Source organism: Halomonas sp. C10-5 (assembly GCF_057169305.1).
Genome location: NZ_CP175665.1, coordinates 3017300 through 3029635, shown reverse-complemented (window position 1 = coordinate 3029635; position 12336 = coordinate 3017300). Strand labels below are relative to the sequence as shown.

Here is a 12336-nt window from a genome sequence, read left to right as displayed (position 1 = left end):
CCGGCCAGTGGCGGCGTCATGCGGGGCCCCGGCCCTAGCCGTTCTGTTCGATGCCCTGCACGTACCAGGGGGCGCCATCGCGCAGCTCGCGCACCAGATGCCAGGTCTCGTTGAACTCGTTGTGCTCGCCGTTCTCGTCGAGGATCCCGTGGAAGATCACCGTGGCCTCGGCCTGCTGGCCCACCTCCTGCACCATGCCGAGCTCGGCGAACAGGCGCACCACCTCGGTGCGGTTGTTGGCGGGCTGGCGGGCGCGCTCCTCGCGCAGCAGGTTGTAGAGTTCCGGGGTGACGTACTCCTGGATGCCGCTGAGGTCGTTGTTGTCCCAGGCGCGCTGCAGGGTCATGAAGTGCTCCTTGGCGCCGCCCAGGAAGCGCTCGCGGTCGAACCACTCAGGCTCGCCGGCGAAGGCGCCACCGAGTGGGGCACCGCTGGCCTGGAAGGGCTGGGCGGTAGCGTTGCTGCGGGCCGCCTCGGCGTTCGGCGCGGGGCCGCCGGCCACGGCTGGCCGGCGGCGCGCCAGCAGCCGGAAGAGCAGGAAGGCGATGCCGGCCACCACCAGGATGTCCATTAGCCGCAGCTCATCGAAGGCGCCGCCGAAGAACAGCGCGGCGAGCAGACCACCGGCTAGCATCCCGCCCAGCATGCCCGGCATGCGCGAGCCGGTACGGCCCGGGGTGGCGCGGGTGCCGGTGGCCTGGTTCTGGGTGGCGGCCGGCTGCTGCTGCACGCTGCGCGACTGGGTGCCGAAACTCTTGCCGCCGCCCAGGCGACGCGCCTCAGCGTCCTGCAGGGCCGGGCCCAGAGTGAATAAGCCTGCCACCAGCATGATCAGCAGGTGGCGGAAGAGCGAGGTATGAGCGAATCGTGTGGTCATGGGGTGTCGTCTTCGGTCAGGGGGAGGAAGAGTCGAGTCAGGCCATTCTAGCGGCTATGCTGGTGGCCTCCACTAAAATCGACAGCGTAGTGCCGACAACAACAGGGAGTGAGTGCCATGCGCCTGAAACGTGAAGAGAGCCTGCTGCTGGTCGTCGATCTGCAGGCGGGTCTGCTGCCGGTGATCGAGCACGGCGACCAGGCGGTAAACGAGGCGGCCTGGCTGGGCGGCCTGGCCGAGTCCATCGAGGTGCCGGTGTGGGTCACCGAGCAGTACCCCGAGGGGCTGGGCGGCAGCGAGCCACGGCTGCTCGAGGCGCTGCCGGGGCACCGGCTGTGGCAGAAGTTGACCTTCGACGCCTGCGCCAACCCGGAGTTCGCCGCCACCCTTGCGGAAAGCGGCCGGCGCCAGGTGGTGCTGTGCGGCACCGAGGCACATATCTGCGTGATGCAGACCGGGCTTGGACTACTTGAGGCGGGCTACGAGGTCTACTGGCTCACCGAGGCCTGCGCCAGCCGCCGCGCGGCGGAGGCGCGCCTGGCCCGGGAGCGCATGGTGCAGGCGGGGGCGGTGGCGGTGAGCGCCGACATGGTGGCCTACGAGTGGCTGCACCGCTGCGACGACGAGCGCTTCAAGCAGGCCCACCGCCGTTTCCTCAAGGCACGTGCCTCACGGCCGCTGGTCTTTACGTAGTGAGGTGAGCGCGCAGCGCGCTCACCTCACTACAGCTTACAGCTCCCGGCGCAGCCGGGTTCAGGCGGCCCCTTCGGGGCGGGTAAATACCAGGGTGCTGCCCTCGCTCATCGCCGGGTTGTAGGCGTAGCCGGCCACATCGAACGCCTTCAGGCCCTCGGGATCGTCCAGGCGCTGGCGGATCATCCAGGCCGCCATCAGGCCGCGAGCCTTCTTGGCGTAGAAGCTGATGATCTTGAGCTTGCCGTTCTTCTCATCCTTGAACACCGGGGTGATCACCCGCGACTCGAGCCGCTTGGTGTCGATCGCCTTGAAGTACTCGTTGGAGGCGAGGTTGACCAGCACCGGGCTGCCGCTTGCCGCGACGGCGCGGTCGAGTTCGGCGGTGAGGGTCGCCTTCCAGAAGGCGTAGAGGTCCTTGCCCGCCGGGTTCTCGAGCCGGGTGCCCATCTCCAGGCGATAGGGCTGGATCAGGTCCAGCGGGCGCAGCAGGCCGTAGAGGCCGGAGAGGATGCGCAGGTGCTCCTGGGCGAAGGCGTTGTCGCCGTCGTCGAAGGTGTCGGCCTCGAGACCCACGTAGACGTCACCCTGGAAGGCCTGGGCGGCGGGCTTGGCGTTCTGCGGGGTGAAGGGGGTGTGCCACTCGCCGTAGCGGGCGGCGTTGAGGGCGGCCAGCTTGTCGCTGATGCCCATCAGCTCGGAGAGCCGCTGGGGCGAGTAGTCGCGCAGGATATCGATCAGCTCGCGGCTCTGGTCGAGGAAGTCCGGCTGGGTGTGCAGGGCCGTGGTGGCCGGGGTCTCGAAGTCCAGCGTCTTGGCGGGCGAGATCACGCTCAGCATGGGGCGCTCCTGAATCCGGTGGGGTCGCGGACGAGTATACCAAGGGCGCCCCGCCCGAGGGGCTATCGCGGTGATAGTCGCCGGGCGGGGCGGTGGCCTCAGGGGGCGGGATTGGAGTAGCGCCGATGCACGTCCTCGATGGCCTCGAGCACCTCATCGTCGAGGCGCAGCGACTCGCTGGCCAGGTTGCTCTCCAGCTGCGCCATGCTGGTGGCGCCGATGATGTTGCTGGTCAGGAAGGGGCGCGAGTTGACGAAGGCCAGCGCCATTCGAGCCGGGTCCAGGTCGGCTTCCCGGGCGATGCGCACGTATTCGGCGGTGGCGGCCTGGGCCTGGGGGTTGGTGTAGCGCTGGAAGCGCTCGAACAGCGTCAGCCGAGCCCCCTCGGGGCGGGCGCCGTCCAGGTACTTGCCCGAGAGCATGCCGAAGGCCAGCGGCGAGTAGGCCAGCAGTCCCACCCGCTCGCGATGGGCGATCTCGGCCAGGCCCACCTCGAAGCTGCGGTTGAGCAGGTTGTAGGGATTCTGCACCGAGGCGACCCGGGGCAGGCCCTGGGATTCGGCCAGGTGAAGGGCGCGCATCACGCCCCAGGGGGTGTCGTTGGAAAGCCCGATGGCGCGCACCTTGCCGGCATCCACCAGCTCCTTGAGGGCGGCCAGGGTCTCTTCGAGCGGGGTGGCGTCCTCCCGCTCGTCATGCGCATAGCCCAGCTTGCCGAAGAAGTTGGCCTTCCGCTCCGGCCAGTGCAGCTGGTAGAGGTCGACATAGTCGGTCTGCAGGCGCTCAAGGCTCTCGTCGATGGCCTGGTGGAGATGCTCGCGGGTCAGCCGCGGGCCGCCGCGGATATGCTCGAGTCCTGGGCCCGCCGCCTTGGTGGCGATGATCACGTCGTCACGGCTGCCGCGCTGCTTCAGCCAGCTGCCGATATAGGCCTCGGTGCGGCCCTGGGTCTCGCCCTTCGGCGGTACCGGGTACATCTCGGCGGTATCGATGAAGTTGATGCCGAAGGCCACCGCGCGGTCGAGCTGTGCGTGGGCCTCGGCCTCGCTGTTCTGTTCGCCGAAGGTCATGGTGCCCAGGCAGAGGCGACTGACCTCGATGCCGGTATCGCCCAGTGGTCGCGTCTGCATCCTGGCTTCCTCGCGGATCTGGAAATGGAGTCGGCATGGTAGCCAGGCGCTGTCGGGGCGGCAAATCGGGCGCGGGTCATGCTCCGGGTTGAGTCGGCGTCGGGGCGGGCGTATGCTGGCCGCCCGTTGCGCCCCGTGGACCGGGGCTGGCCAGACTTCAGACGCCGCGCACAGGATGGTGCAGGGTGTCTTTTTCTTGCGATACAGGATCCGGTAGAAGGCCATGACACAGGCATCATCACTGTTCACCCGGCTCGAGTACCGCCTGGCGGAGCAGCTCTTCCATACCCGCTGGCTGCCTCGTTCACCGCGCACCCAGCGCCTGACCATGCATCTCTTTCAGCGCTGTGCCGATGCGGGCCATCCGGCGGCGCTCTCCACCTACGGTCATATGCTGTTCCACCGCGGCCGGACGCCCCAGGACAAGGCCCGTGGTGCGCGCTACGTGCTCGAGGCGGCCCACGCCGGCGACTCACGTGCCCAGTACCAGGCGGGGCAGATCTACGAGAATGGCTGCGCCCTCTATCCGCGCCGCGACGACCACGCCGTGACCTGGTACGCCCGCGCCGGCGAGGCGGGCCATCCGCTGGCTGCCCAGCGCCTGGCGCGCGCCTATCGTGAGGGCCAGCTGGGACTGCCGGTGGACGCCGAACGTGCCGCCCACTGGCAGTGCCTGGCCGACCGCGCCGCCGGATTCGGCGAGGTGCTGGACAGCGTGGAAGCCGAGACGCGACACTGACCTGCGCGGCGCCGGCGCGACGGCGCCCTTCCTGTTTCCGCCTCGAGGATGCCTGCCCGCCGTGACGCTACCGACCCTGCTCGATATCGAGGCGTCCGGATTCGGGCGTGGCAGCTACCCCATCGAGGTGGGGCTGGCTCGGCCCGATGGCAGCAGTTGCGCCTTCCTGATCCAGCCCCTGGCCGAGTGGACCCACTGGGACCCCAAGGCCGAGCTGCTCCACGGCATCAGCCGGGCACGCCTGCAGCGCGAGGGGCATCCGGTGCGCCAGGTGGCACAATGGCTCAATGACGAGCTCGGCGAGCTCAAGATCTGCTACAGCGACAGCTGGGGTTACGACAACACCTGGCTGTCGCTGCTCTTCCATCATGCCGGCATGCTGCCGGCCTTCCGCCTGGAGGCGCTGCGCAAGCTGCTCGATGAGGGGCAGCTGGCGTTGTGGAACCCTACCAAGGAGGCGCTGATCGAGGAGCTGGGCATCCACCGGCATCGCGCCGGCGAGGATGCCCGGCTGTTGCAGCTCACCTACCAGCGCACCCGCGAACTGGCCGGCGAGGCCTGACTCAGCGAGCCAGTTGGGCTTCCAGCATATCCAGCAGCGCGAGGGGCTCGCTGGCGTCGAACAGCTCGGCCCGGGTGCGGGCGTTGAGGAAGCCCTGTTCCACGGTATTGTCGAGAAAGGCCAGCAGTGGCGCGTAGAAGCCTTCGGTGTCGAGCACGCCGATCGGCTTGTCGTGGAGCCCCAGGTAGCGCCAGGTCCACGCCTCGAAGAACTCCTCCAGGGTGCCGATCCCCCCGGGCAGCATGATGAAGGCATCGGCATGGGCCGCCATGCTGGCCTTGCGCTCGTGCATGTTGCGTACGTGGATCAGCCGGGTCAGGCCGCGATGGGCCTGCTCGCGCTCCACCAGGTGGTCGGGCATCACGCCGATGACCTCGCCGCCGGCATCCAGGGCGGCATCGGCCAGGGCCCCCATCATCCCGATGCGGGCACCGCCATAGACCAGGGTGTGGCCACGGCGCGCCAGCGCCTCGCCCAGCCGCCGGGCGTCGGCCAGGTACTGCGGGTCACGGCCCTCCCGTGAGCCCAGAAAGACGCAGAATCTCGACATGCTCATCTCCTTGGCAAGAGTGCCCATCCTGGCGTGCCCCGCGTGTTGCCGCAAGACCTTGAAGCAGAACGACGAAGGGCGCCATCAGGCGCCCTCATTGACCGCGTTGCCCTGCTTCAGCGGGCGGCGTCGGCGTCGCGCTTCATGGCTTCGCGCAGCAGCTTGACGCCGACCACGGAGATGCCGATCAGGCTGGCGATCAGGGCGAGGCTGGCAATGACATGGGTATCGACGTACATCGGGGGCTCCTTGTTGAGCATCTTATGGTCAGGGGGGGCGAGTGGAGGCGCCGGGTGCTTCAGGGCAGGCAGTCGGCGACGCCATACTCGGCGTCCATCCAGCGGCCGATGACATTGTTGCCGCACAGGTGGTGGGCGTACTGGGTATGCAGGCAGCGCACCTGGTCCCAGTTGGCGATGCCGCCGATACCGCGCTCCGTGAGCACGCCATCATAGCCGAGCCGGATTACCTCAGCCTTTTGTGTCTCGCTCATGTGCCGCCAGCGCGCTGCCACGTAGTCGCGGTGGCTGGCGTGGTAGGCGGCGAGCAGCTCGGGCTCCTCCTGCAGGCGGGCCTCGAGTCGCTTGATGGCGCCGTCGGCCTCGATGCGCGAGATCACCACCTTGAGGAGCTCGGAGCTCAGCCAGTAGAGGGTCGGGAAGGGTTTGCCATCGACGATCGGCGCCATGCGCAGCACCAGGGGAGTGCCCTCGCCATCGGTGGCGGCCACGGCCTCGATGCCGCGGGGGGCGCGGCCGAGCTGCTCGGTGATGATCGCCAGCTGGCTGGGGTCTGGCGGGTTATCGGTCTGGATCACCATCGTCGGGGTCCCGTAGAAACTTGTTGGACTCGCCAACGGCCAGGAAGAAGGAGCGATTGAGCTGCTCAGGGGTGGGCACGTAGCACCACTCTCGCTCGCAGTATTCCGCGGCCCGCGCCATCAGCACGTCATGGAGTCGATTGAACGGCGCATCATAATCGTAGGGGTCGGCGCCGAACAAGCGGATGTGGGGATAGTCGGCGAAGCGCTCGATGAAGTAGCGCAGCAGCTGTGCCTCCATGGCGCGGTGGCGCTGGGTGTCCTCCGGGTCCAGCCAGAGGGTGTAGCGGATGGCCATGGCGGGCTCCTGTGGGTGCATGTCCCGGGCTTGCCCGGTCTCTCGTGGGACAGCGGTGGTGGGCGATCGGCTCAGTCGCGGACCAGCTTCGCCAGGCGTGCGCCGGTCAGCCGGAGCAGGTCGGACGGCGCCAGGCGGATCTCGAGCCCGCGGCGGCCGCCGCTGACGTGGATCGCCGCCAGGGCCTCGGCGCTGGCATCCAGGAAGGTGGCCAGGCGGCGCTTCTGGCCCAGCGGGCTGATGCCGCCCACCACATAGCCGGTGGCCCGCTGGGCCTCCTCGGCCTCGGCCATCTGCGCCTTGCGGGCGCCGGCGGCGCGTGCCAGGGCCTTGAGGTCGAGCTTGCGCGATACCGGCACGATGGCCACCGCCAGGCGGCCGTCGTCGAGCCTGGCCAGCAGCGTCTTGAATACCTCGTCCGGCGACAGGCCTAGTGTCCGGGCGGCCTCCTCGCCGTAGGCGGGGCTGCGCGGGTCGTGTTCGTATTCGGCCAGGGCGAAGTCGACCCCGGCCTTCTCCAGCTGCTTGACGGCGGGAGTCATGCCTCGGCGGGCTCCTCGTGGAAGTGCGCCTCCAGGGCCTCGCGCAGCTCGCCCTCGATGGGGATGGCCTGCTTGGCCTCGTGGTCGAAGTGCACCATCACGGTGTGCCCCAGGTTGGTGAGCTGGCCGCCCTGGCGCGCCTCCTGGCTGACGGTGAAGGAGCTGTTACCGAGCCGCGAGACGTAGGTGCGGATCTCGATCTCCTGGCCATACTGCAGCTCGGCGCGATAGTCGACCTCCATGCGGGCCATGATCAGCCGCCACTTGCGCGGGTCCAGGTCCGGCGTGAACAGCCGGAAGAGGTCGTTGCGGGCCAGCTCGAACCAGGCCGGCAGTCGGGTATTGTTGACGTGGCCCAGGGCATCGGTGTCGTAGAAGGCGGGCTCGATGGTGCGGGTAAACATGGGGGAATCCTTGTTGTGGTGTCTCCAGAACGAACAGCTTTGCCCCGAGCAAGCGCTCGGTCAAGTCCTCGCGGCCCGTCTTGCTCCCTGCCAGGCCTGGAAGCGGGTCCAGGCGGCGAGCCACAGGGTGGCCACGGCGAAGCCGGCCAGGGTGCCCAGCGCCAGCCCCAGGGTTGGGTAGGCGAAGGAGACGCACAGCGCATAGCAGAGCAGCGCGCCGAGCCCCATGGGATAGTGCTTGATCACGGTGGCCACCGGGCCGGGGCCATGGGTCAGATGGAGGATCACCAGGAAGGGATACATGGTGACCGGGAAGGCGGCCATCACCCCTGCCCAGGCGGCCGGCAGCACATGGGCCAGGCCGGTGATCACGAAGATGATCACCGCGGCGAGCAGGGCGCGCACCATCAGGGCGGCCCAGGAGAAGCGCCCGGCGGGTCGGGCCGCGCTGTCCGGTACGCGGCGGTAGAGCCAGGTGAACAGGGCAATGGCGGCCAGGGTGGTGAGGGTGCCGGTGAGGCGGTCGAACTCCACCCGGGTCAGCACCAGGCTGACTGCCAGGAAGGCGGCGAGCCCGGCGGCGGTGCCGGCCGCTACGCCGGGTAGCCCGGGACGGCGCCCGGCCAGCAGGTAGCCGCCGCCCAGCGCCAGGGTGGCGGTGAAGCCGGCCAGGGTGTGCACGGCGCTCTCGGCGGCGAAGCCCGGCGATAGCTCCAGGCCGATGAAGAACAGGGCGATGGCGGTGCCCAGCGGATAACCCGCCAGCAGGCCGGCGACGCGGGGACTGACACGCACGGCGATGGCACCGAGGCCCAGCACCATGCCGATCGAGACCGCAAGCTTGGCCAGCTGCCAGCTCAGGGGAACTTCCATCTTGTTTTCCTTATCCTTGTTAGACGCTAGATCAGTCGCAGTCCCTGGCGGTCGCGCCAGGCGGCTGGCAGGGCATCTGCCAACGGCTCGCGCAGGTGGGCCGGCAGCGCCGATGTCGCCGCCTCCAGGGAGTCGAAGTCGCGGTTGCGCAGCCAGCAGTAGGCCCAGGCGCAGGCCTCGTCGCCGTCGCGGGGCTGGGGCCGGGCGGGCATCTGCACCAGCAGGAAGGTGGCGGTCCGCGCGGCCCACAGCGGGATCTCGTCGCCACTCTTCGCCTCGCTCCAGGCCGTCAGGGTGGCGGCGTCGGGGGTGGCTTCCGGCTGGCCGATGCGTACCACCCGGGCGGTCTCGGCGAGCAGCAGGGCGAGACGCTGCGGGGCATCCTGGCCCAGTTCACGCCATTGCGCCACCAGTCGCGGCATGCCGCGTCGCACCTTGGCATAGAAGTCGTCCTGGGGCATGGTCGAGGTCATGGGATTGTCCTGGCCGTCGAAAAGGAGTGAGCGCATGGCGTTCGATTTTGCCACGCCGGTGGAGCGTCGGCACCCGTCCGGTAACTGGCCATCACAGAAGTGGCATCGCTACGGTGACGGGGTACTGCCGCTATGGGTGGCCGACATGGACTTCGTTTCGCCCCCGGCGGTGCGTGAGGCGCTGCGCGCCCGGGTCGACCACGGCGTCTTCGGCTATGGCCTGGTGCCCGATTCGCTGCGCGAGACGCTATGCAGCTGGAGTCGCGAGCACTACGGCTGGGAGATCGCCCCCGAGTGGCAGCAGTGGCTGCCCGGGGTAGTGCCGGCGTTGCACCTGGCCAGCATGGCGCTGACGTCACCCGGTGACGGGGTGCTGACGGTAACGCCCATCTACCCGCCCTTCCTCAAGGTGGCCGAGCGTTCCAGGCGCACGCCTCAGCAGGCGAGCATGCGCGAGCCTGCGGCGCCGGGCCAGCCTTGGCGCCTCGACCTCGAGGCCCTGGAGGCGGCGATCACTCCGCGCACCCGGCTGCTGCTGTGGTGTCACCCCCACAATCCCACCGGGCGGGTATGGGATTACGACGAGCTGGCTGGACTGGCCGAGCTGGTGGAGCGCCACGATCTCCTCGTGGTCTCCGACGAGCTGCACTGTGACCTGCTGCTTGACGATGGCGCCCGCCACGTGCCGCTGGCGCTGGCCTTCCCGGCGCTGGTCGAGCGTACCATCACGCTGTGGGCGCCCTCCAAGACCTTCAATTTGGCCGGGCTTACCACCGCCTGCGCGGTGATCCCCGACCCCCGGTTGCGACGGCGCTTCGCAGCGGCGGCAAAGGGGCTGACGCCGGATGGCAACGTGCTGGGGCTGGTGGCCGCCGAGGCCGCCTACGCTCAGGGGGACCCCTGGCGGCAAGTGCTGCTCGAGGTGCTGCGTGACCACCGCCGCAGCCTGGTCGAGCGAGTGGCGTGCTGGCCCGGGGTTTCCATGAGTGCCCCGGAGTCCACCTACCTGGCCTGGCTCGACCTGCGCGAGGCGGGGCTCGGCGCATCACCCCAGCAAACGCTGCTGGAGCGAGCCGGGGTGGCGCTCTCCGATGGCGCCGACTTCGGCCACCCCAGCTTTGTTCGGCTCAACTTCGGGACTACCGCCACCCAGCTGGAAGAAGCCCTGTCGCGGCTGGATGGCGTGCTGACCGGCTGAACGCGATACGGCCGCCCGAGGGCGGCCGTATCGGAGGCATTAAAGCCCCGGCGCGGGCTCAGTAGAGCATGGCGAACAGCTTGCGGCGGTAGCTGACCGTGAGCGGGTGGTCGGCGCCCAGGGCATCGAAAACCCGCAGCAGGGCCTTGCGTGCAGCGTCATCGCCAAAGGCACGGTCGGCTTTCATCAATGCCAGGAGCCCCTCGAGACCCGGCTCATAGTCGCCATCGGCGACCCGGCGCAGGGCACGCAGGTACTGCGCCTCGCTGTCGTCGCGCTCACCCAGGGCGGCCAGCTCCTCGGCGGAGGGGGCTTCCTCGCCGAACTCGATGCTGGCGCGCACGCCGCGGGCCGGAGCAGCATCGCGCTCCTCTGGCGGCAGGTTGTCGAGCACGCTGCGAGCTTCCTCGGCGCGGCCTTCGACTACCAGGGTACGGGCCAGCTCCACCTGGTAGGGCGTGTGGTCCGGGTATTGCTGGCTGAGTTCCTGATAGATGGCACGGGCAGTGGCGGCATCCCCGGCGGTCAGTGCCTCGGCGGCCTGGTCCTCGGGGCTCGCCGGGGCGTCTTCCGGGGCGGGGAAGTAACGGCCCAGCCACTCGCGGATCTCTTTCTCGGGCAGCGCGCCCTGGAAGTGGTCGACCAGGCCGCCCTGGCTGACCAGCTTGACGTCGGGCACCGATCGCACGCCCAGCTGGGAAGCGATCTCCTGGTTCTCGTCGATGTTGAGCTTGGCCAGGAGGAAGGCGCCCTGGTATTCGCGGGCCAGCTTTTCCAGTACCGGCATCAGGTTCTTGCAAGGGCCGCACCAGGGGGCCCAGCAGTCGAGCAGCACCGGCAACTGCATGGAGAGTTCCAGCACCTGCTGGATGTTGCTGGCGTCGACGTCGATGATGACCTCGGGGGCCCCACCCGCCTCGGCCTGGGCAGGTTGCGACTGAGCCTCATGCGGGGCACTGGTGTCGGCAGTGAGCGGTTCACCGGTACGCGGATCGACGATGGACATGGTTGGGCTTCCCGAAAACGAATGGATTTACCTTCGAGATGCGGGTGAAGGCGGGCAGATTCAAGGGGGAGAGGCTCGTGCAGTGCGGATCGCGGGTCCTTAGGCGAGCGGGCATGAAAAAAGCCGACTTCCGGAGGAATCGACTTTACTTAGCTATTTGTTAGCGGGGACCGCTGGTTCTGAAACGTGAGGGAACCGATGGCCTTCGGAGTGTGAGCAAGAAAAAAGCCGACTCCCGGAGGAATCGGCTTTCTTCGATATTTGGTAGCGGGGACCGGATTTGAACCGATGACCTTCGGGTTATGAGCCCGACGAGCTACCAGACTGCTCCACCCCGCATCAACGTGTTGCGTATTCTACACGGGATTCACCTTTAGTCAACCTTTGCTCTCAAACGCTCGTCCCTCATGCCCTCCTTGCGCCATACTGATCCTGGTTTGTCATCAAGGTGACAACTTGACCAAGAACAATGCGATGTTCGGCCGGCTGGGCCGGAGCGCAGTGTCATCATCATCAGGGAGGTACACATGGCCAATCAATCACGCGTCGCTTGGGTAACCGGTGGTACTGGCGGCATCGGTAGTGCGATCTGCCGTTCACTGGCCGCCGAGGGCTACAAGGTAGTAGCCGGTTATCATAACCCTGAGAAGGCCAAGGCCTGGCTCGAGGAGCAGAAGGCCGCCGGCTTCGACAATATCGACATTGCCGGGGTCGACCTGGTTGATTACGACGCCTGTGTGAAGGGCGTCAAGGAGATCGAGGAGAAGCACGGGCCGATCGCCGTGCTGGTCAACTGTGCCGGTATCACCCGTGATGGCACCATGAAGAAGATGAGCCCCGAGCAGTGGCACGAGGTCATCGACACCAACCTGAACAGTGTCTTCAACACCTGCCGCAGCGTGATCGAGAGCATGCTCGAGCAGCAGTACGGCCGGATCATCAACATCTCCTCGATCAACGGCCGCAAGGGCCAGTTCGGGCAGGTGAACTACGCAGCCGCCAAGGCGGGCATGCACGGCCTGACCATGTCCCTGGCCCAGGAGACTGCCACCAAGGGCATTACCGTCAACACCGTGTCGCCGGGCTATATCGCCACCGACATGATCATGAACATTCCCGAGAAGGTGCGCGAGTCGATCCGTGAAACCATCCCGGTGAAGCGTTACGGCAAGCCCGAGGAGATCGGTCGCCTGGTGGCCTATCTGGCCGACGAGGAGTCCGGCTTCATCACCGGTGCCAACATCGATATCAACGGCGGCCAGTTCATGGGCTGATCCCGGTTGTCGCCTCGCCGTTCGGCGGAGCAACACGACGCAGGAGCGCGGGGAGGA

General features: G+C 67.9%; 17 protein-coding genes and 1 tRNA gene. 5 read left to right on the top strand and 13 right to left on the bottom strand.

Annotated elements, in window-relative coordinates:
• Positions 1–34: 34 nt before the first annotated feature.
• A complete protein-coding gene (locus tag ACJ7IV_RS14140) occupies positions 35–877 on the bottom strand; it encodes a Tim44 domain-containing protein (protein WP_483864922.1) in 843 nt (280 codons plus the stop codon).
• 117 nt (positions 878–994) lie between these two features.
• Here ACJ7IV_RS14140 and ACJ7IV_RS14135 point away from each other — a divergent pair, with 117 nt between their 5' ends.
• Positions 995–1570, top strand: a complete 576-nt coding sequence (locus tag ACJ7IV_RS14135; protein ID WP_483864921.1) for an isochorismatase family protein — start codon at positions 995–997, stop codon at positions 1568–1570.
• Between the two features lie 60 nt (positions 1571–1630).
• Here the strand turns inward: ACJ7IV_RS14135 and yaaA are convergent, their stop codons facing one another.
• Together yaaA and ACJ7IV_RS14125 are read right to left on the bottom strand one after the other, a co-directional pair.
• The gene (yaaA, locus tag ACJ7IV_RS14130; RefSeq protein WP_483864920.1) at positions 1631–2410 is read right to left on the bottom strand and encodes a peroxide stress protein YaaA; all 780 of its coding nucleotides are present in this window, start codon (positions 2408–2410) and stop codon (positions 1631–1633) included.
• A 98-nt stretch (positions 2411–2508) separates the two neighbouring features.
• On the bottom strand, positions 2509–3540 hold the full coding sequence (locus tag ACJ7IV_RS14125; protein WP_483864919.1) for an NADP(H)-dependent aldo-keto reductase: 1032 nt from the start codon (positions 3538–3540) through the stop codon (positions 2509–2511).
• A 223-nt stretch (positions 3541–3763) separates the two neighbouring features.
• Here ACJ7IV_RS14125 and ACJ7IV_RS14120 point away from each other — a divergent pair, with 223 nt between their 5' ends.
• Together ACJ7IV_RS14120 and ACJ7IV_RS14115 are read left to right on the top strand one after the other, a co-directional pair.
• Positions 3764–4279: a tetratricopeptide repeat protein gene (locus tag ACJ7IV_RS14120; RefSeq protein ID WP_483864918.1), complete on the top strand. Its 516-nt coding sequence runs from the start codon at positions 3764–3766 to the stop codon at positions 4277–4279.
• Between the two features lie 61 nt (positions 4280–4340).
• Entirely contained in the window at positions 4341–4841 is a 501-nt protein-coding gene (locus tag ACJ7IV_RS14115) for a 3'-5' exonuclease (protein ID WP_483864917.1), read from the top strand.
• Between the two features lies 1 nt (position 4842).
• Here ACJ7IV_RS14115 and ACJ7IV_RS14110 read toward each other — a convergent pair whose 3' ends face one another.
• From ACJ7IV_RS14110 to ACJ7IV_RS14075, 8 genes are all read right to left on the bottom strand, one after another.
• Positions 4843–5391, bottom strand: coding sequence for an LOG family protein (locus ACJ7IV_RS14110; RefSeq protein ID WP_483864916.1), 549 nt, complete (start codon positions 5389–5391; stop codon positions 4843–4845).
• A 116-nt stretch (positions 5392–5507) separates the two neighbouring features.
• Positions 5508–5630, bottom strand: coding sequence for a hypothetical protein (locus ACJ7IV_RS14105; protein WP_483864915.1), 123 nt, complete (start codon positions 5628–5630; stop codon positions 5508–5510).
• A gap of 59 nt (positions 5631–5689) precedes the next feature.
• Positions 5690–6211, bottom strand: coding sequence for a DUF501 domain-containing protein (locus tag ACJ7IV_RS14100; RefSeq protein ID WP_483864914.1), 522 nt, complete (start codon positions 6209–6211; stop codon positions 5690–5692).
• Complete coding sequence (locus ACJ7IV_RS14095; RefSeq protein ID WP_483864913.1) at positions 6192–6509, bottom strand: hypothetical protein; 318 nt, start codon at positions 6507–6509, stop codon at positions 6192–6194. Before ACJ7IV_RS14095 ends, ACJ7IV_RS14100 begins: the two co-directional genes overlap by 20 nt.
• Positions 6510–6580: 71 nt before the next feature.
• Positions 6581–7051 (bottom strand): Cys-tRNA(Pro) deacylase, encoded by a 471-nt coding sequence (gene ybaK, locus ACJ7IV_RS14090; RefSeq protein WP_483864912.1) that lies wholly within the window; start codon positions 7049–7051, stop codon positions 6581–6583.
• A complete protein-coding gene (locus ACJ7IV_RS14085) occupies positions 7048–7455 on the bottom strand; it encodes an acyl-CoA thioesterase (protein WP_161429988.1) in 408 nt (135 codons plus the stop codon). The genes ybaK and ACJ7IV_RS14085 overlap by 4 nt, the downstream gene beginning before the upstream one ends.
• A 60-nt stretch (positions 7456–7515) precedes the next feature.
• Positions 7516–8328, bottom strand: a complete 813-nt coding sequence (locus tag ACJ7IV_RS14080; RefSeq protein WP_483864911.1) for a hypothetical protein — start codon at positions 8326–8328, stop codon at positions 7516–7518.
• A gap of 26 nt (positions 8329–8354) precedes the next feature.
• Positions 8355–8789, bottom strand: coding sequence for a hypothetical protein (locus ACJ7IV_RS14075; RefSeq protein WP_282040101.1), 435 nt, complete (start codon positions 8787–8789; stop codon positions 8355–8357).
• 46 nt (positions 8790–8835) lie between these two features.
• Between ACJ7IV_RS14075 and ACJ7IV_RS14070 the strand changes: the two genes are divergently transcribed.
• The gene (locus ACJ7IV_RS14070) at positions 8836–9999 is read left to right on the top strand and encodes a MalY/PatB family protein (RefSeq protein ID WP_483864910.1); all 1164 of its coding nucleotides are present in this window, start codon (positions 8836–8838) and stop codon (positions 9997–9999) included.
• 58 nt (positions 10000–10057) lie between these two features.
• On the opposite strand, the gene ACJ7IV_RS14065 is transcribed toward ACJ7IV_RS14070, so the two are convergent.
• Both ACJ7IV_RS14065 and ACJ7IV_RS14060 read right to left on the bottom strand, forming a co-directional pair.
• Positions 10058–11005 carry a tetratricopeptide repeat protein gene (locus ACJ7IV_RS14065; protein ID WP_483864909.1) on the bottom strand — a complete coding sequence of 316 codons (948 nt, stop codon included), beginning with the start codon at positions 11003–11005 and terminating at the stop codon, positions 10058–10060.
• Positions 11006–11267: 262 nt separating this feature from the next.
• A tRNA-Met gene (locus ACJ7IV_RS14060) sits at positions 11268–11344 on the bottom strand.
• Positions 11345–11532: 188 nt separating this feature from the next.
• Here ACJ7IV_RS14060 and phbB point away from each other — a divergent pair.
• On the top strand, positions 11533–12279 hold the full coding sequence (gene phbB, locus ACJ7IV_RS14055; RefSeq protein WP_483864908.1) for an acetoacetyl-CoA reductase: 747 nt from the start codon (positions 11533–11535) through the stop codon (positions 12277–12279).
• The last annotated feature ends 57 nt before the right edge of the window (positions 12280–12336 follow it).